This is a genomic window from Oerskovia sp. NPDC056781, assembly GCF_042789955.1.
Taxonomy (GTDB): Bacteria; Actinomycetota; Actinomycetes; order Actinomycetales; family Cellulomonadaceae; genus Oerskovia; species Oerskovia rustica.
In genome coordinates, this window is the sequence record NZ_JBHUAD010000064.1 from 1 (window position 1) to 18,519 (window position 18,519).

The 18,519-nt window shown below is 74.1% G+C and carries 12 protein-coding genes; 5 read left to right on the forward strand and 7 right to left on the reverse strand.

Annotation, left to right across the window (positions count from 1 at the left end):
• Positions 1 to 29: 29 nt before the first annotated feature.
• The 7 genes from ACFRCR_RS07940 to ACFRCR_RS07970 form a co-directional block, all read right to left on the reverse strand.
• Positions 30 to 923, reverse strand: coding sequence for an ABC transporter ATP-binding protein (locus ACFRCR_RS07940; protein ID WP_377676580.1), 894 nt, complete (start codon positions 921 to 923; stop codon positions 30 to 32).
• Positions 924 to 976: 53 nt separating this feature from the next.
• Positions 977 to 2,059, reverse strand: coding sequence for an iron-enterobactin ABC transporter permease (fepG, locus tag ACFRCR_RS07945; RefSeq protein ID WP_377676597.1), 1,083 nt, complete (start codon positions 2,057 to 2,059; stop codon positions 977 to 979).
• Between the two features lie 44 nt (positions 2,060 to 2,103).
• Complete coding sequence (locus ACFRCR_RS07950; protein ID WP_377676582.1) at positions 2,104 to 3,207, reverse strand: iron chelate uptake ABC transporter family permease subunit; 1,104 nt, start codon at positions 3,205 to 3,207, stop codon at positions 2,104 to 2,106.
• A gap of 1 nt (position 3,208) precedes the next feature.
• Positions 3,209 to 4,084: a siderophore-interacting protein gene (locus tag ACFRCR_RS07955; protein WP_377676599.1), complete on the reverse strand. Its 876-nt coding sequence runs from the start codon at positions 4,082 to 4,084 to the stop codon at positions 3,209 to 3,211.
• The gene (locus ACFRCR_RS07960) at positions 4,084 to 5,070 is read right to left on the reverse strand and encodes an ABC transporter substrate-binding protein (protein WP_377676584.1); all 987 of its coding nucleotides are present in this window, start codon (positions 5,068 to 5,070) and stop codon (positions 4,084 to 4,086) included. Before ACFRCR_RS07960 ends, ACFRCR_RS07955 begins: the two co-directional genes overlap by 1 nt.
• 116 nt (positions 5,071 to 5,186) lie before the next feature.
• On the reverse strand, positions 5,187 to 6,218 hold the full coding sequence (locus ACFRCR_RS07965; RefSeq protein ID WP_377676586.1) for an ABC transporter substrate-binding protein: 1,032 nt from the start codon (positions 6,216 to 6,218) through the stop codon (positions 5,187 to 5,189).
• A gap of 58 nt (positions 6,219 to 6,276) precedes the next feature.
• On the reverse strand, positions 6,277 to 7,272 hold the full coding sequence (locus ACFRCR_RS07970) for a helix-turn-helix domain-containing protein (RefSeq protein WP_377676588.1): 996 nt from the start codon (positions 7,270 to 7,272) through the stop codon (positions 6,277 to 6,279).
• Positions 7,273 to 7,327: 55 nt separating this feature from the next.
• Between ACFRCR_RS07970 and ACFRCR_RS07975 the strand changes: the two genes are divergently transcribed.
• The 5 genes from ACFRCR_RS07975 (at position 7,328) to ACFRCR_RS07995 (ending at position 18,507) form a co-directional block, all read left to right on the forward strand.
• Positions 7,328 to 9,079: an ABC transporter transmembrane domain-containing protein gene (locus ACFRCR_RS07975; RefSeq protein WP_377676589.1), complete on the forward strand. Its 1,752-nt coding sequence runs from the start codon at positions 7,328 to 7,330 to the stop codon at positions 9,077 to 9,079.
• Positions 9,076 to 10,962 carry an ABC transporter ATP-binding protein gene (locus ACFRCR_RS07980; RefSeq protein ID WP_377676591.1) on the forward strand — a complete coding sequence of 629 codons (1,887 nt, stop codon included), beginning with the start codon at positions 9,076 to 9,078 and terminating at the stop codon, positions 10,960 to 10,962. Before ACFRCR_RS07975 ends, ACFRCR_RS07980 begins: the two co-directional genes overlap by 4 nt.
• 214 nt (positions 10,963 to 11,176) lie before the next feature.
• Positions 11,177 to 12,412, forward strand: coding sequence for a diacylglycerol/lipid kinase family protein (locus tag ACFRCR_RS07985; protein ID WP_377676593.1), 1,236 nt, complete (start codon positions 11,177 to 11,179; stop codon positions 12,410 to 12,412).
• A 53-nt stretch (positions 12,413 to 12,465) separates the two neighbouring features.
• Positions 12,466 to 13,698: an AI-2E family transporter gene (locus ACFRCR_RS07990; RefSeq protein WP_377676594.1), complete on the forward strand. Its 1,233-nt coding sequence runs from the start codon at positions 12,466 to 12,468 to the stop codon at positions 13,696 to 13,698.
• Between the two features lie 129 nt (positions 13,699 to 13,827).
• Positions 13,828 to 18,507, forward strand: a complete 4,680-nt coding sequence (locus tag ACFRCR_RS07995) for a hypothetical protein (RefSeq protein WP_377676596.1) — start codon at positions 13,828 to 13,830, stop codon at positions 18,505 to 18,507.
• The last annotated feature ends 12 nt before the right edge of the window (positions 18,508 to 18,519 follow it).

An 18,519-nucleotide genomic window follows, 5' to 3' on the forward strand; every position in this document is an offset into this window, starting at 1 on the left:
GGGTGACGTCCCCCCGGCGGGCCGGGGCGTCACCCTCGGCGACCCAGCGGGATCACCAGCGGGGTCCCCGTGACCGGGTCGTCGATGATCGTGCAGCGCAGCCCGAACACCTCCTCGACCAGCTCGGCCGTCACGATCTCGCCCGGCGCCCCCTGCGCCACCACGGCCCCGTCCTTCATCGCGACCAGGTGCGTCGCGTAGCGGCAGGCGTGGTTGAGGTCGTGCAGCACCGCGACGAGCGTGCGGCCCTCGCGGTTGAGGTCGCCGAACAGCTCGAGCAGCTCGATCTGGTGCGCGATGTCGAGGAACGTCGTGGGCTCGTCGAGCAGCAGCAGCTCGGTCTCCTGGGCGAGCACCATGGACACCCAGACGCGCTGGCGCTGCCCACCGGAGAGCTCGTCGACGGGCCGCGCCGAGAGCGGCGTGACCTGCGTGGCCGCGAGCGCCCGCACGACGGCGTCCTCGTCCTCGCGCGACCACTGCCGCAGGAGCTTCTGGTGCGGGTAGCGGCCGCGGGCGACGAGGTCGGCGACGGTGATGCCGTCGGGCGCGATCGACGTCTGGGGCAGGAGCCCGAGCCGTCGCGCGACCTCCTTGGCCTTGTAGGACGTGATGGTCTTCCCGTCCAGCACGACCTGCCCGGCGCTCGGTGTGAGCAGCCGTGACAGGGCGCGCAGCAGGGTCGACTTGCCGCACGCGTTGGGCCCGACGATCACGGTGAAGGACCGGTCGGGGATCGCGACGTCGAGCCCTTGGGACACGATGCGTTCGTGGTACCCGATGCTGAGCCCTTCGGCGCGCAGCCGAGGCTCGCCCGGCGCACCGGGCCCGGCCTGCCCGACGGCGTAGCCTGCCGCGGGCGCGTCGGCCGCGGTCGGGGTCGTGGTCGCCGGGGTCGCCGGCGTCGTGGTCGTGGCGGTCATCGCCGTCTCCTCGGGAGGGGTGGGGCTGGTCGGGGCCGTGCGGGTCCGGGTGCTCACTGCCGCCTCGCCTCCCGGGCGAGCAGCCACACGAGGTAGCAGCCGCCGATGCTGACGGTCACGACGCCCACGGGGAGCTGCGTGGGCGCGAACGCCCGCTGCGCGACGAGGTCGCTCGCGGCGAGCAGCGCGGCCCCCATGGCGGCCGAGGACGCGAGGCCGACGGTCGCGCCGCGCGTGAGCCGTCGGGCGAGCTGGGGTGCGGCGAGCGAGATGAACGCGATGGGTCCGGCCGCGGCCGTGACGAGCGCGGTGAGCGCGACCCCCACGACGACGAGCGAGAGCCGCGTGCGTTCGGAGCGGACGCCGAGGGCCTGCGCGGCGTCGTCGCCCATCTCGAGGACGTTCATGCGTCGCCCCAGGAGGAACAGGGGCGGCACGAGCACCGCGAGGATGAGCACGACGGGCAGCACCTGGGTCCAGGACAGCCCGTTGAGGCTGCCCGCTCCCCAGGTCGCGGCAGCCATGGCGCGCGCGAGGTCCGCCTTGAGGATGAGCCACGTGTTGACGGACGCGAGCATGGCGCTGATCGCGATGCCGACGATGATGAGCCGGAAGCCCTGGACGCCGTTCTTGTACGCCAGCAGGTAGACGATGCCCGCGGTCGCGAGGCCGCCGATCATGGCCCCGGCGGCGACCGCGCTGTACGAGCCGCCGAGCAGCAGGATCACGACGAGCGCCCCGGTGTACGCGCCGGTGTTGAACCCGATGATGTCGGGGCTGCCGAGGGGGTTGCGGGTCAGGGACTGGAAGATCGCGCCGCTCATGCCCAGGGCGCCGCCGAGCAGGATCGCGAGGAGGACGCGCGGGAGGCGCCACTCGACGACGACCATGCGGATCACCTCAGGGGCGTCGCCGGTGAGTGCGCGCAGCACGTCCGGCACGGCGACGGCGTAGTCGCCGACGCCGAGCGCGACGACGCCCACGGCCGCGGCGAGCACCACGAGCACGAGGGTCACGACGGCGGCGCGCACGTCGAGGCGGGCGGAGAACCGTCCGCGGCGCGTGCGCACGACACGCGTGGGTCGGCCGAGGTCGAGGCGGGCGCGCGGCGCGCCCGGCGTCCCGGGGGGTGTCACGGGAGCCGCGGCGTCCTCGGCGGGCGGCGTCCGCACGGGCGCGGTCACAGCCCGCTCACCTGCCTGCGTCGCACGAGCCAGATGAGGACCGGGGCGCCGACGAACGCGGTCACGATGCCGACCTGCAGCTCGGCGGGCCGCAGGACCAGGCGCGCTGCGACGTCGGACACCAGGAGCAGGACGGGCGACAGGACGAGCGTGTAGGACAGGATCCACCGCTGGTCGGGGCCCACGATCCAGCGCGCGACGTGCGGGACCATGAGCCCCACGAACCCGATGGGGCCCGCGGCAGCGGTCGCCGCCCCGCACAGGAGCGTGACCGCGACGACCACGATCGTGCGGGTGCGGTGGATGCCGGCCCCGAGGGACCGGGCGAGGTCGTCGCCGAGCGCGACCGCGTTGAGCGGGCGTGCGGCGACGACCGCGAGCACGACGCCCACGAGGATGAACGGCGTGACCGTCCCGACCATCTCCCACGAGCGGTTGCTGAGCGTGCCCGCACCCCAGTAGCGCATCTTGTCGAAGACCTGCGGGTTGAGGAGCGTGATCCCCGACGAGATCCCGCCGAGGACCGCGCCGATCGAGATGCCGGCGAGCGTGAGCCGGACGGGCGTCGCTCCCCCGCGCCCGAGCGAACCGATGAGGTAGACCACGACGGTCGTCACGATCGCCCCGAGGAACGCGAACCAGATGTACTGCTGGATGTTGACGACGCCGAACGTCGCGACCCCGAGCACCACGGCGAACCCTGCGCCCGCGTTGACGCCCAGGATGCCGGGGTCGGCGAGCGGGTTGCGGGTCAGCGCCTGGATGAGCGCGCCCGAGAGCCCGAGCGCGACCCCGACCAGCAGGCCCAGGGCCGTCCGGGGCAGACGCAGGTCGCGCAGGATGACCACGTCGTTCGGGTCGGCGCCGGGCGCGCCGACGAGCGCGGACCACACCGAGGCGAGCGGGATCGTCTTGGAGCCCACGGCGAGGCTCACGAAGACCATGACGACCAGGACCCCGACGGCGACGAGCAGCCACGCGGTCCGCGTCGCGTTGGTCGCGGCGAGGCCGGGCGCCCTGTCGGTGGTGCTCGCCGCCCGGGCCTCGCCGGGTGGAGGACCGTCCTGGGTGGGTGCGGGGGCGCGTTCGGTCGTCGTCATCTCACAGCCCCAGCGACTCGAGCTTGTCGAAGTACGCGTCCGTGATCTCTTCCTCGTCACGGTCCTCGTCCGCCCACAGGGAGTCGATCCACGCCTTGACGCTCGGGTCGAGGTTCTCCCAGCGCTCCTCCCACTCCTCCGCCTTGGCGGTCCAGTACCCGATGGTCTTGTAGGCCGTGACCGGCAGCCCGCGCTCGTGGCGCAGGTACTTGCGGACGGCGCGCAGCACCTTGGTCTCGCCCGCAAACCAGACGTACCCGACGCCGTCGGGCAGGTCGATGCTCCGCAGGACCTCCTCGAGCCGGCACGGGCCGTGGCCGTTGCCGCCGTAGACCCACGCGATGTCGACGTCCGGGTTGGCGGGGAAGGACTGGCGGTGGCCCGCGTCGGGCACCTCGACGACGACGCGCGTGCGCACGCCCGCCGGGGCCTGCTCGATCAGCCGCCCGACCGCGGGCAGGCCCGTCGCGTCCGCGAGGAGGATCTGCCAGGCGAGGTCCGCGGGCGGGTCGTACAGCCCGCGCGGGGAGTTCAGCCCGACGACGTCGCCCGGCTTCGCCTGCTGGGCCCAGGTCGCTGCGACTCCCCCGTCATGGACGACGAAGTCGATCACGACCACGCCCGGCTCGGGCACCGCGCGGACCGTGTAGGTCCGCATGGGCGACGCGACGACGCCCTCGGGGTAGTCCCACGAGTCCTCGGTCGCGAACGGCAGGACGGGCTCGGCCTCGCCCGGTGTGGGCAGGAAGACCCGCAGGTACTCGTCGCCGACGCCCGTGGACTCGAAGTCCGCGAGGCCCTCGCCACCGAGCGTCACCCGGATCATGCCGGCGGTCAGGCGCTCGACGGCCACGACCTCGGCGCGGTGGATGCGCATCACGGCAGCAGCGCCTTCTCGACGACCTCGAGGAACGCGTACTGGCCGCTGGGCGAGCCGTAGATCATCTCCATGTCGTGCACGGCGATGTTCCCGTTCGCGACGAACGGCAGCGAGGTCCACAGGCCGTTGCCCGCGAGCTCGGCGAACGGGTCGGTGAGCTCGCCCGTCTTCTCGTCGGGGGCGGTCGAGGTGAAGACCCAGTCGATCCCCGCGAGCTGCTCGAGCTGCTCGGTGCCGAGCGTGGTGCCCTCCTCGGGCTCGACGAGCGGCGTGATCTTGAGACCGAGGTCCTTGAAGACGAGGCAGGGCGTGCCGTAGCAGGACGTGATGACCTCGCCGTCGCCGTAGCCGACCGGCCCGACGACCGGGTCGATGCCGGCCGCGGCGAGCCGCGCCTTCACGTCGTCGACCTTGGCCTGGTACTTCGCGGTCCAGGCGTCGTGCTCGGCGACCTTGTCGAACGCCTTCGCGACCTCGGCGAAGCTCTCGCGCCAGTCGCGGCCGTCGAACCCGTTGAAGCTGTACGTCGGGGCGATGTCGGGGAGCTTGGCCACGAGCTCGTCGTCGTAGCCCAGGCCGTTGAGGATCACGTCGGGCTTCGCGGCGAGGATCTCCTCGTAGTTGTACTCGGGGAAGTTCTCGAACGTCTTGATGCCCTCGAGCGCCTTCTGGTCGAAGAACGACGGGAACGTCGTGTACCCCTGCGAGCGGATCGGCTGGGAGTCCGCGAGCGGGATGCCGAGCGTGATGAGCATGTCGAGGTCGGTCGTGTAGACCCCGAGCGCGGCCTGCGGGTCGGTCGGGATCGTGGTCTCGCCGAACGCGCTGTCGACCGTGCGGGTCTCGGCCTCGGCGGCACCGGAGCCGGATCCTGCGTCGGTGCCCGAGGCGCAGGCGCCGAGCAGCAGGGCGAACGTCGCCGCGGAGGCGGCGGCAAGGGCTGAGCGGGTGGTGCGGGCCGAGCGGGTGGTGCGTGTGGTCATGGGACGTCCTGGTTCGGGAGGGCCGCGGGAGCCGCGGTGAGGGACGGAGCTGTCGTGAGGGGCCCGCGGTTGCGGGCGTGGAGGGCTGAGGGCGCCTGGCGCCCACAGCGCCGAGGTCAGAGCAGGCGTGCGGCCTCGCGCAGGTCTTCGGCGAAGACCTGCGCCGTCAGGGCGAGCCCGAAGTTGCGGTCGTAGCGGAGCTCGGCGACGCGACCCGCGTGGACGGCGGGCACGGCCTGCCAGGCGGGGTTGGTCGTCGCGGGGTCGTCGGGGTTCTGGAGGACGATGAGGTCGGCGTCGTGGAAGACGTCGAGGTTCTCGAACGAGTACCTCGACACCGAGCCGTTGCTCTGCCCTGCCTCGGGGAGCACGAGGTCCATGCCGACGTCACGCGCGATGCCCGAGCAGAAGCTGTCGGGCTCCTGGATCCAGAAGCCCTCCTCGTCGGCGCCCGCGATGACGACCTTGCGGCCCGTCACGAGCGGGGCGATCTCGGCGGCGACGTCTGCGACCGTGGCGTCGTAGGCGTCGATCGCCTCGGTCGCCTGCTGCTCGCGACCGAACGCGGCGAGCTGGCGACGCAGCGACGCCTTCCAGTCCGGGTCGTCGTCGCCGACGACGAGGACCGGAGCGATGCCCTCGGCCAGCAGCTCGTTCTCCTGGTAGTAGTTCCACCATCCCGCGCCGACGACGAGCATGTCGGGCGAGTGGGAGAGGATCGACTCCGCGTTGGGCTCGATGTTCGAGCCTCCGAGCCGCGCGACCCCCTGCGGCAGGTGCGCCATGAGGTGGCTCTCGTCGGACCACTCCGTCGCCACGATCGGCAGCCCGGCGAGCAGCGCGAACTCGAGCCCCGCGCGGGCCTCCAGGACGACGACGCGCTCGGGGTGCAGGGGAAGGTCGGTGCGGTAGCCGTCGTGCTCGAAGGGCTGGGTCTCCCCGCCCGCGGCCGAGCCGGGCCCGACCTGTCCGTCGCCGCACGCGGCGAGGATCCCGGCGACCGTCAGGGCCCCGGCGCCGATCAGGAAGTCGCGGCGGGTGATCGCCGCGACGATCCGCTGCCACTGTTCCTCGGCGACGGGCGGGCGCTCAGCGACCAGTGGCGTCCCGTCGGACGCGTCGGGACGGGCAGGCAGGACGAGGGTCACAGGGGCTCCCGGGCAGGGGACGGCGACGCGAGTCCCCGTCAGAGATGGTTAGGTATCCCTACCCTAACCAGGCTCGCGGCTCCAGGACCGGCCGATCGTCGCCACCAGCGGCCAGGGGATGTTCCGCATCGGCCCTCACCGAGGCCACGTACCAGCCCGGCGTATGACCGAGCACCCGCCGGAACGACTGCACGAACGCGCTCGGCGTCCGGTACCCGACCCGGCGCCCGACGGTCCCCACCGGCATCCCGCCCGCGAGCAGCCCGATCGCGACCCGGACCCGCGCGTGGATCCGCCACTGCGCGAACGTCATGCCCGTCTCCCGGTGGAACAGCCGGGAGAAGTTGCGCACGCTCACCGACACCTCGTGCGCCCACGCCTCGAGGGAGCGCGTGTCGGCAGGGTCCTCCAGCAGACGCCTGGCGACCGACGCCAGGCGCGCGTCCGAGGGCATGGGCAGCACCATGGGCGTGACGTCCACGGGAGACAGGAGGTCGACGACGACACGCTCGCTGCGCCGTCGGGCCGCCGGGGCCATGTCGCGCTGCGACAGGTGGACCATGAGCTCGCGCGCCGCAGGCGGGACCGAGACCGCGGTGGTGCGGTGCGCGCGGTCGAGGACCGCGACGAAGGGGTCGTCCGCGAGCGCCTCGCCGGAGGCCTGCGGCGCGGGCGACGCCGACGCGTCCGCGTCCACGTACGTGCAGTAGAAGCCCGTGCCGCCCGCCGTCTGGACCGCGTGCGCGACCCCTGCGGGGATCCACAGGCCGATCGTCGGCGGGACCGCGAAGAACCCGTGCTCGGTCTCGACGGTGAGCACGCCCTGCGTGCCCCACAGCAGCTCGTGGAACGCGTGGACGTGCACGGGCCACAGCCCCGGGGTGCTGGGTGGGAAGTGGGACGTCGACACGGACCGGACCTCGCGCGCGGCCGCCAGGAGCGCGGCGGCCTCGACGACGTCGGAGTCGCGCGGGTCGCCGGTGGTCTCGTGGCCGCCCCCCGGGAATCGGACGGGCACGAGGGGAGCGGAGAGTTCCTGGCCGATGAGCGACATGATCCGGCAGGCTATCCCACATCGGCTCAAGAAGGTAAGCATTACCTTAGCAAGCATGCCCCTCCGACCTCGCCGTCCCGCACGCCCGGAGCCGGGCTCGCCTCCCCCGCCGGCAGCCGGCGACGCAGCGCCGACGACCGTCGGCGGCGTCTTCCGCCTCGTCCTCGCACGCGACCGCCGCTGGCTCCTGCTGACCGCGGGCGCGAGCGGCTTCATGGTCCACCAGGTCGCCGAGGCGCTCGTGCCCGTGCTGATCGGCATCGTCGTGGACCGCGCGATCATGCCGCGCGACGGCGCCGCGCTCGGCCTGTGGCTCGGCGTCCTCGCGGCGGTCTTCCTCGTCCTGACCACGGCCTGGCGCATCGGCATGCGCTCGACCGTCCGCGCCTTCTCGTTCGCCGCGCACGACCTGCGCCAGCTCACCGTCGCGCGCGTCCTCGACCCGCGCGGCATGGCCCGTCGCCGCGCGGCCGGCGAGACACTGACGATCGCGTCCTCCGACACGAACCGCGTCGCCGGGATCTCCTGGCTCGTCACGGGACAGCTCGGCGCGCTCGCCGCGATCGGCACGACCGCCGTGAGCCTCCTGCTCGTGTCCGTCCCGCTCGGCGTCGCGGTCCTCGTCGCGACCCCCGTGATGCTGCTCGTCATGCACCGGCTGTCCGTCCCGCTCGAGGCGCGCAGCGAGGCCGAGCAGGAGACCGCGGCGCGCGCGGGAGGCCTCGCGACCGACCTCGTCACCGGGCTGCGCGTCCTCAAGGGGCTGGGTGCGGAGCAGGCCGCCTCCGACCGCTACCGCCGCGCGAGCCGCGGCTCCCTCGCGGCCGCGTTGCGCGCCGTCCGCTCCCGCGCCGCGTACCAGGCCGTCAGCGAGGTGCTCTCGGTGGTCTTCCTCGCGGTGGTCGCACTGTTCGCGGGCCGCATGGCGCTCGCCGGGCAGATCACCGTGGGCGAGCTCGTCGCCGTCGTCGGCCTCGCGCAGTTCGTCCAGGAGCCCATGTCCCGGACCGGGTTCCTGGGCGTCGAGCTCGCGCAGAAGCGGGCGTCCGCACGACGCCTGCTCCGCCTGCTGGGCGAGCCGACCGTCCACAGCGCCGCGGCCCGGCCTGTGGACACGGGCGTGGCCTGCCCGACGCCGTCGGGCGGCTCGTTGACCCTCGCCGGAACCTTCGGCCGCTCCGCGCTCGGGCCCGTCACGGTCCGCCGCGGCCAGGTCGTGGGCGTCGTCCTGCCCGACGCCGGAGACGCGGCCGCGCTCGTCGACGTCCTCGGGTGCCGCGCACCCGCCCCACCCGGGGCCGTCGTCGTCGACGGGACCGATCTCTCGACGCTCGACCCGACGGCCGGACGCACTCTCGTCTTCGCGGCCCGGCACGACGCGTCGCTGTTCAGCACGACCGTGCGCGACAACCTCGCGCCCGACGGTCCGCTCGACCCGCGCGCGCTCGACGCGTCCGGGACGACCGAGGTGCTCGGGCACCTGCCCGACGGCCTCGACACACACCTGACCGGCCGCGGCCAGCACCTGTCCGGCGGACAGCGCCAACGCCTCGTCCTCGGGCGCGCGCTGCACCGCCCCGAACCCGTCCTCGTGCTGCACGACCCGACGACCGCCGTCGACACCGTGACCGAGGCCCGGATCGCCGCGGGTCTCCGGGACCTCCCCGACCGGGCGCTGCTGCTCGTCACGACCAGCCCGACGCTGCTCGCGGTCTGCGACCACGTGGTGGTGGCCGTGAGCGGGGCCGCCGGAGGTACCGGGATCGACGGCCCTGCCGATGCCGACGCCGAGCTGGTCGCCTCGTGAGCGCCCGCGCCGCGACCGTGGCAGACCGCGCCGCCCCGGCGCACGAGATCCTGCCCGTCGCCACGACCGCCGCGACCAACGCCGCCCTGTGGCGCATGCTCACCCGGCGTCGGTGGCTCTTCACCGGGACCGTCGCGGTCCTCCTGACCGGCTCCGTCGCAGGCCTCGCGACCCCCGCGCTGCTCGGGGCCCTGGTCAACGTCGTCGCGGAGGGCGGCGAGACCTCCGACCTCGTCCGCTACGCGCTGCTGCTCCTCGGGGCCGGTGTGCTGAGCGCGGGCCTCGGCTACCTCGGCCAGACCCTGCTCGCCCGGATCTGCGAAGGCGCGCTCGCCGACCTGCGCGAGGACGTCCTCGCGAGCGCGCTCGACCTGCCCCTCGAACAGGTCGAGCGAGCGGGTGTCGGCGACGTCGTCGCCCGCGTCTCGGGAGACGTCGACGCCGTGAGCGAGGCGATCTCGGGCGTGCTGCCCGCCGTCACGTCGGCCGCGTTCACGATCGTCCTGACGCTCGTGGGGCTCGGCGCCCTGGACTGGCGCTTCGCGCTCGCCGCGATCGCGGCCGCTCCCCTGCAGGTCGTGTCGCTGCGCTGGTTCCTGCGCCGCTCGGGCCCCGTGTACCGGGAGGTGCGCATCGCCGAGGCGCAGCGCACCGAGCAGGTCATCGAGACCGTCGCGGGCGCGACGACGGTCACGACGCTCGGCCACGGCGACCGGCACGAGGCGCTCGTCGCCCGGTCGTCGTTGCGGGCGATCGACCTGTCGCTCACCGGGATCGGGCTGCTCACCCGCTTCTACAACCGGCTCAACGTCGCCGAGCTGATCGGGCTCGGAGCCGTGCTGGCCGTGGGGTTCTGGCTCGTCTCGGGCGACGCCGTGACGGTCGGCGCGGCGACCGCGGCCGCGCTGTACTTCCACCGGCTGTTCGGGCCGATCGGGACGGTGCTGGGCGAGTTCGACGAGATCCAGAAGGCGGGCGCGGGGCTCGCGCGACTCGTGGGCGTGACGACGGCGCCGCTGACGGCGACGCCAGGGACCGCCGAGGGTGACGCCCTGTCCGCCGAGGGTGACCGGAACTCTGCGGGGGGTGACCGCCCCGGACCGGCCGCCACCTCCCGGCGGACACGCTCCGCCGTCGTGCTTCGTGGCGTGACGTTCGCCTACACGCCGGGGCGCGACGTCGTGACCGAGGTCGACCTCGACGTCGCCGAGGGCGAGCACGTCGCGCTCGTCGGAGCGTCGGGGGCCGGCAAGACGTCGGTCGCGAAGCTCGCGATGGGCATCCACCGCCCGACACGCGGCGCCGTGCGCGTCCTGGGCGAGGCACCGGGGCGACGCCGTCGGGCCGTGAACGACTCCACCGGCCGGACGAGGGGCGCCGCGATGGTGAGCCAGGAGGTCCACGTCTTCAGCGGGACGCTCGCCGAGGACCTGCGCCTCGCAGCGCCCGACGCGAGCGACGCCGAGCTGACCGCGGCCCTCGACGCGGTCGAGGCGCACTGGGCGCACGACCTGCCGGACGGCCTCGCCACCGTCGTCGGTGCGGGCGGGCTCGACCTGTCGCCCGACCGCGCGCAACAGCTCGCGCTCGCGCGGATCGTGCTGCTCGACCCGGCGGTCGTCGTCCTCGACGAGGCGACCGCCGAGGTCGGGACATCCGGCGCCGCGGCCCTCGACCGGGCCGCACGGGCAGCGCTGTCGGGGCGGACCGCCGTCGTCATCGCGCACCGGCTGAGCCAGGCCCGGACCGCGGACCGTGTCGTCGTCATGGAGGCGGGACGGATCGTCGAGTCGGGGACGCACGACGCGCTGTGCGGGGCCGGTGGCCGGTACGCGCAGCTGTGGGCCGCGTGGGAGCGAGGCGCGGGAGACCGCCGGGGGTGACCTCCCCGAGCGCCGCGGGTGACCGCGCCAAGGGCCGAGGGTGACGTCGCGTCGCCCTCGGCAGGCTGGCGCGTCACCTTCGGCGACCGGGGGCGCCACCTTCGGCGACCGGGGGCGCCACCTTCGGCGACCGGGGGCGCCACGGCAGTCGAGTACGTCACCTTCGGCGGGCTCGCCCGTCACCCCCGGCACCCCGGGCACTACCGTGTCCGACATGGGTTGGGAAATGTGGTTGGGGGTCGCAGCGGTCGCCATCTCCGCCGTCGCGCTCACCGTCGCGATGACGGTCTGGTCGCAGCAGCGACGCCGACGCCGGCTCGACCCCCCGCTCGCGGTCACCGAGGTTCTCGCGGAGGACGTCGGCCAGCTCATCGCGTTCGTCGCGAACCCGTCCAAGCCCGCCGTCGCGAACCTCGAACGGACGGTCCGGCGCGTGTGCGCCGAGGCCGACCTGCCCGAACCCCTGTGGCTCGAGACCACGATCGAGGACCCGGGCGTCGGGCAGACCCGCGAGGCCCTGGCCCGCGGCGCCGACATCGTCGTCGCGGTCGGTGGCGACGGCACGGTCCGGGCCGTCGCCGAGGGCATGGTCGGCACGGGCAAGCCCATGGGCCTGGTGCCGCTCGGCACGGGCAACCTCCTCGCACGCAACCTCGACCTGCCCGTCGCCGACCCGGACGAGGCCCTGCGCATCGTCGTCGCGGGTGCGGACCGCGTGATCGACGTCGGGTGGGCGCGCGTCCTGGAGTTCGCGCAGCCCGACGGCGCCGCGCGCGACCCCGCACGGACCGGCACCGCGGGAGCGGGTGCGGCCGGTGACGACACGACCGGTGATACCCCCGGGACCGGCGAGGCGGACGAGGCCGTCACCGGGACCGGGACGGCCGGCGCAGGCGACGCACTCCCCGAGCAGGACACCGAGACCGCGCACATCTTCCTCGTCATCGCGGGGCTAGGTTTCGACGCCGCGATGGTCGCCGACGCCGACGCGACCCTCAAGGCCAGGGTCGGCTGGGTCGCATACTTCGTCGCGGGCATCCGCCACCTGCACGGTCGTCGCCTGCGCGCCCAGATCCAGCTCGACGACACTCCCCCGGTCCACGCCAAGCTCCGTACGCTGCTGGTCGGGAACTGCGGCAAGCTGCCGGGCGGTATCACGCTGCTGCCCGACGCGGTGCTCGACGACGGCATCCTCGACGTCGCCGCGATCGACACCCGTGGCGGGGTGGTGGGCTGGGCGCAGCTTTTCGGCGACGTCGTCATGCAGGGCTTCGGGGTGCGCAACGACCTGCCTGCGAAGATCGGCCGGATCGACCACGCGCGCGCCAAGCGTGTCCGGGTCCGCGTCGAGGGCGGCGAGCAGGCGCAGGTCGACGGCGACCTCCTGGGCAGGGCCGTCGAGCTCGAGGCCTGGGTCGAGCCGGGCGGTCTGGTCGTGCGGACCGCCTGACCGGCAGGCATCATTCGACCTGACGTACCGACCTACCGAGGAGCACCGCCCAGATGACCGCACTGCAGGACGCCGCTCGTCCGCCAGGTCTGGCCCCCTCGACCCGCACACTGCTCAGCCTGGCCGCCGCCGTGATCGTCCTCGCGGGGGTCTACTTCGCGCGCAGCCTGTTCGGCCCGCTGGCACTCGCCGCGGTCGTGGTCATCATCGTGCAGCCGGTCCGGGGCCCGCTCCAGCGGCGCGGGTGGCCCCGGTGGGCGGCCACGACCACCACGATCGTCGTCGCCTACCTGATCCTGGGCGCGCTCGCGGCGCTCCTCGCGTTCGCGGGCGTGCAGTTCGCGGACCTCGTGGGGCAGTACCTCGACGACCTGTCGGCCATGCTCTCGCAGGCCACGACATGGCTGGAGTCGTTCGGTGTCGAGGGGCAGGTCACGGATGCCGTGACGTCGTGGCTCGACCCGAGCACGATCGCGGGTTTCGCCGCGACGATCGGGGGGACCGCCATGTCGGTCCTCACGGCCTTCTTCTTCGTGCTCGCCTACGTGATCTTCATGGCGGCCGACGCGACGCGCTACCAGGACGCGCGCTCGCGCTTCGGGGGGCAGCGCCCCGCGACCCTCGACCGCATCACGGCGTACAACTCGGGCGTCCGCCGCTACTTCGTGGTCAACGCGTCGTTCGGTGCGGTCGTCGCGATCATCGACGGCCTGGCGCTGTGGTGGATGGGGGTCCCGGCCCCGGCGGTCTGGGCGATCCTCGCGTTCGTCACGAACTTCGTCCCGAACATCGGATTCGTGCTCGGTCTGGTCCCACCGGCGGTCATGGCGCTCGTCGTGGGCGGTTGGCCGCTCGCGCTGGCCGTGGTCGCCGTCTACTGCGTCGTCAACGTGGTCCTGCAGGTGCTGGTGCAGCCCAAGTTCGTGGCCGACGCCGTGAACCTGAGCCTCACGCTGAGCTTCTTCTCGGTCGTGTTCTGGACGCTCGTCATCGGCCCGCTGGGCGCGATCCTCGCGATCCCGCTGACCCTGCTCACCCGGGCCCTCGTCATCGAGGGCGACCCGGGCTCGGGCTGGCTGCGCTACCTGTCGGGCGACACGGCGGCGGCCCCGCCGCCGGCACGGCCCGCGGAGCAAGCCCCGCCCGCCGAGCCCACCGGCCCGACCGGACCCCTCGCCCACGGGGTCTCTCCCGCGACGCGAGGCCTCGCCGAGGACGACGACGGCGCCACCCCGCACCCCGACGCGCCGGGCGGCAACGGCCAGAGCGCTCCCGGCAGGGACTGACCGGCAGCACGACGCCGACCCCACCGGATCGACCCTGCCCTCGCCCAAGGTGCGCCGACCGTGTGGAGGATCGGTGACCGCGCGCCCGCTTCGGCGGGTCGCCCGCGGCGACCCCCGTAGGCTGGTCCGGTGACGAAACCGGCCCCCGTACAGACCACTCGTCGCACCCGTCGCCGCGGGTTCGTCGCACTGCTCCTCGCACTCACGGCGCTCGTCGGGACGGCGCTGCCCGCAGCAGCGGTCGCCGCGAGCCCGACGGCCAGCGAGCCGACGACGAAGCCGACGGTCGTCGTCGGGATCGGTGGGCTCCACTGGTCCGACGTGAGCCAGACGTCCACCCCGACCCTGTGGACGATGCTCCGCGAGGGGTCCGCGGCGTCGATCTCGGTGCGGACCGCGACCACCGTGACGTGCCCGGTCGACGCCTGGCTGACGCTCTCGACGGGCGGCAAGCCCCTCCCGCCCCAGCCCGTCCCGAGCGACGACCCCGACCAGCTCCCGCCCGACCCGGAGTCGGACGAGTCCGGCTCGTACGTACCGCTCGACTGCCTCCCGATGCCGACGGTCCAGTCGAGCGCCCCCGGGGCGGTCGGTCCTGGGCAGGTCGTCGGGTGGGAGTCCCTCACCGTCGACCCGACCGTGGAGTCGTCGCCCCCTGTCACGCACGCCATGTCCGGGACGCCGGGGACCCTCGGCACGCGGATCTCGGCGACGGGGGCGTGCTCGACGGCTGTCGGCCCCGGCGGGGCGATCGCGCTCGCCGACGAGACCGGTGCCGTCTCGCGGTATGCGACCGACCTGAATGCTCTCTCGCCCGAGGACCTCACCCGGTGCCCCGTGACGGTCGTCGACCTCGGCGAGCTCCCGTCCGACCCGACGGAACGGCGTGAAGCCCTCCAAGGCCTCGACGAGACCTTGAGCCACCTGGTCGACACCGTGCCCACGGGGTCGACGGTCGTCGTCGCCGGGGTCTCCGACACGCCGGTCGAGGCGCACGGGCTCCAGGTCGTCGTCGAGTGGCGCAAGGGAACGACCACGGCCGGCTGGCTCGCCTCCGCCTCGACCCGTCGGCCCGGGATCGTCACTCTCGCCGACCTGGCGGCGACCGTCGGGGCGAACGCGGGCGCGGACGTCTCCGACCTGCAGGGCTCCCCGCTCGAGGTCGACGAGAAGCGCCGCATGAGCACGGAGCGCACGGTCGAGAACCGTCGCTACCTCACCGAGATGAGCAACACGTCGACGTTCGTGATGCCGATGTTCGTCGGGGCCGTGGTGCTCCTCGCCGCGGCGGCGGTCGGCGGGGTGCTCCTGGGTCGACGCCGCCGCACGGGCGTGGGCCCGGTCGCGACGCGACTCGCCGTGGCGGCCCTGCTGCTCGCCGCGACCGCTCCCGCGGGGGCGTACCTCGCGGCCCTGTCCCGGTGGTGGGTCTCGTCGGCACCGACCTTCACGGCGGCGCTGTGGTGCGTCGTCGGGACGGTCGCGGTCGCGCTCGTGGCCTGGGTCCTCTCGCGTGCGCTGCCCCCGGGCCGGTGGCGGCTCGCCGCGTCGGCCGCGGGCATCACGTGGCTCATCCTGACGGTCGACGGGCTCACGGGCACGGTGCTCCAGCAGGGCTCGATCCTCGGGTCGACGCCGTCCCTCGGGGCGCGCTTCTACGGGTTCGGCAACATGACGTTCGCGGTCTACGCGGCCAGCGCGCTCGTCCTCGCGGGCGCTGTCGCCGCCTGGCTCGGTGCCCTGGGCCGCCGCCGTGCCGCGATCGTCGCGACGTCCGTGATCGGGGTCGTCACGGTCGTCATCGACGGGTGGCCGGCCTTCGGCGCCGACTTCGGGGGCATCATCGCCCTGGTCCCCGCGTTCACGGTCCTGGTGGTCGGGGTCGCGGGCGCCCGGTTCACCGTGCGACGGGTCGCTGCGGCGGCCGTCCTGACGGTCGTCGTCGTCGGGCTCGTGGCCGCGATCGACTGGCTTCGACCGGGCAAGCCCTCGCACCTGGGCACGTTCTTCGGAAACGTCCTCGACGGCGACGCTCTCGGGGTGATCGCGTCCAAGGCCGCAGGTGCCTGGGCCACGGTCGCGAACCCCGGGGGCGCCGCGGTGACGCTCCTGTGCGTCGCCGCCTGTCTCGTGCTCGTGGGGCCGGTCCGCTTCCGCCCGGCCGGGCTGCGCGCGCAGTACGAGACGTGGCCTCACCTCCGGACGACCGTGGTCTCGGTGGTGACGGTCGCCGTCGTGGGCACCCTGGCCAACGACTCGGGGATCGTCGTCGCGGCGTTCACCCTGGTCATGGCGGCATGCCTGCTCGGCACCGCGTGGTTCGCCGACGGTCGACCGGGCACGGAGGTCGTCGACCCACGGACCGACGCCCCCGTGCGGCGCATGCCCGCCGTCGTCCTCTCCGTCGGTGGGGCGCTCCTCGCCGTCGTGCTGCTCGCCCTCGTCGTGGTCCCGGCCCCGAAGAGCCTCCCCGCGGCCGGTGCGGTGCCTTCGGGACGGGGCGAGCTCGTCGCCGCGCCGGGCACGCCCGTGGTCGTCGTCGGGACGTCGGGCGTGCGCTGGACGGACCTCTCCCCCGCGGTCACCCCCACCTTGTGGGGCATGATGCGCGACGGCGCGAGCGCGGGCGGCATCTCGCCCGGGGTGACGGGCCGCAGCGGGCAGTGCACCGGGGCGGGCTGGCTCGCGCTCTCCGCCGGCCGCGCGCCCGTGACCGGCGAGGTGCAGGACGGGACGTGGGGGTGCGCCCCGTGGAGCGTGGAGTCCGCAGCACCCGCCGACGACGGGTCCCCGTCGGAGCCGGCTCCCGCCGCGGTCTCCGGCTGGGAGCCGCTCACGACGCTCCAGGCCTCCTCGGAGTTCAAGCCTCGTCTCGGGGTGCTCGGCGACCAGCTCGCCGACGCCGGGGTGTGCGCGACGGCCGTCGGCCCCGGGGCGGCGCTCGCGCTGGCCGGCACGGACGGGAGCGTCGAGCGCTACCTCGGGGTCGAGCAGGCACTGGCGGACCCGACCGCTGCCTTCTCCTGCCCCGTGACGATGGTGGACGCGGGCGCTGCGCCGTTCGGCACGTTGCCGACCAGCGACACCAGCGACATCAGCGACACCGACGAGACCGGCGACACCGGTGACGTCGGTGACGTCGAGGGGACGGTCGACGGCGAGCCTGCCGAGCCGGCCGTCACCGCCGAGGAGGCCGAGGCCGCCGCCGCGGCCCAGACCAAGCTGCGCGAGACCCAGCTCCGCGCGATCGACTCGACCGTCCGGCGCGTGCTGCGGGCCAGCCCGACGCCCGCGACGGTCCTCGTCGTCGACGTCGGGAACCCTGCGGGCGCCCGCCCCACGCTCGGGGTCGCGCTCGCCGACGCGGCCGGCGAGTCCACACCACGGTTCCTCTCCGCCGCATCGACCAAGTGGGAAGGCGTCGTGCGCCTGCTCGACGTCCCGACGACGGTCCTCGACGCGGCGACCGTGCCTCAGCCGTCCCAGTTCACCGGTGCGCCCCTCGTGTCGTCGGCACCGCGACCCACCGACGTCGCGACGTCCGTCGACCAGCTCGCCGACCTGACCCTGCGCGACCACGCACTGCGCGGGGTCGCGGGCAGCGTCACGACGATCCCGCTGTGGATCGCGCTCGCGATCCTCGCCGCGGCCCTGTTCCTGGTCCCTCGGCTGGCCACGAAGCGCCCCCGGTCCGCGCAGGTCGCCCGACGGGTCGCCGACGGCACCCTGCTGTTCCTCGCCGCGATGCCCGCCGGGCTCTTCCTCATGACGACCTGGGCATGGTGGCGCTTCTCCGCGACGAGCGCCGCGATGTGGGCCGCGATGATCGGCTGCACCGCGATCGTCGCCGGCATCGGCGGGCTCGCGCCACGCCGCCCGACCTGGGCGGGTCCTGCCCTGATCGCCGGCATCACGTTCGCGGTCCTGACCCTCGACGCGGTCCTCGGGACGCCCCTGCACAGGGGGAGCCCGCTCGGCCCGTCCCCGACGCTCGGCGGCCGGTTCTACGGCTACGGCAACCCGACCTACTCGGTGTACGTCGTCGCCGCGCTCTTCACGGCCGCGGCGGTCGCGACGATCCTCCTGCGTCGCGGGCACAAGGTCATGGCCGTCCTGGCCACGGCCGGGCTCGGCGCGGTCGCGACCGTGGTCGACCTCTGGCCGACGCTCGGGGCCGACGTCGGCGGCGGGCTCGTGCTCGTGCCCGCGTGCGCGGTCCTCGTGCTCCACGTCGCGAACGTCCGGGTGACGTGGCAGCGGCTGTTCCTGATCGGCGTCGCCGGAGTGCTGCTCGTCGGTGTGATCGGGGTGCTCGACTGGATGCAGCCCGTGGCCGAGCGCTCGCACCTGGGGATCTTCGTGCAGTCCGTCATCGACGGCACGGCCTGGGAGACGATCGCCCGCAAGGCCGGGTACGCCCTGCGCACGGTCACGAGCGGCGTCCCGGCCTGGCTCACGCTCGTGATCGTGATCGCCACCGCGCTCATGCTGTGGCGCACCCTCCGCTGGAACCCGAGGTGGTTCGCGCGGACCGAGGAGCAGTGGCCGATCCTGCGGCCGCTCCTGCTGGCGCTCCTGCTGGCCGCCCTGGGCGGGGCCGTCGTCAACGACTACGGGGTCCGCATCGCGACGGTCATGCTGTTCACGGCGGTCCCCCTCGTGGGGCTGCTGGCCCTGCGGAGCGCGCCCGCGCTCCCGGGGGAGGAGTCCGCGCGGACGGGAGCGGCGTCGTCGGGCGTCACGCCTCCCCTGCCCGACGACGCAGCCGCCCCCGGCGACGCGGCTGAACCTGCGGCGTCGGGCAGGTAGGACGACGAAGGG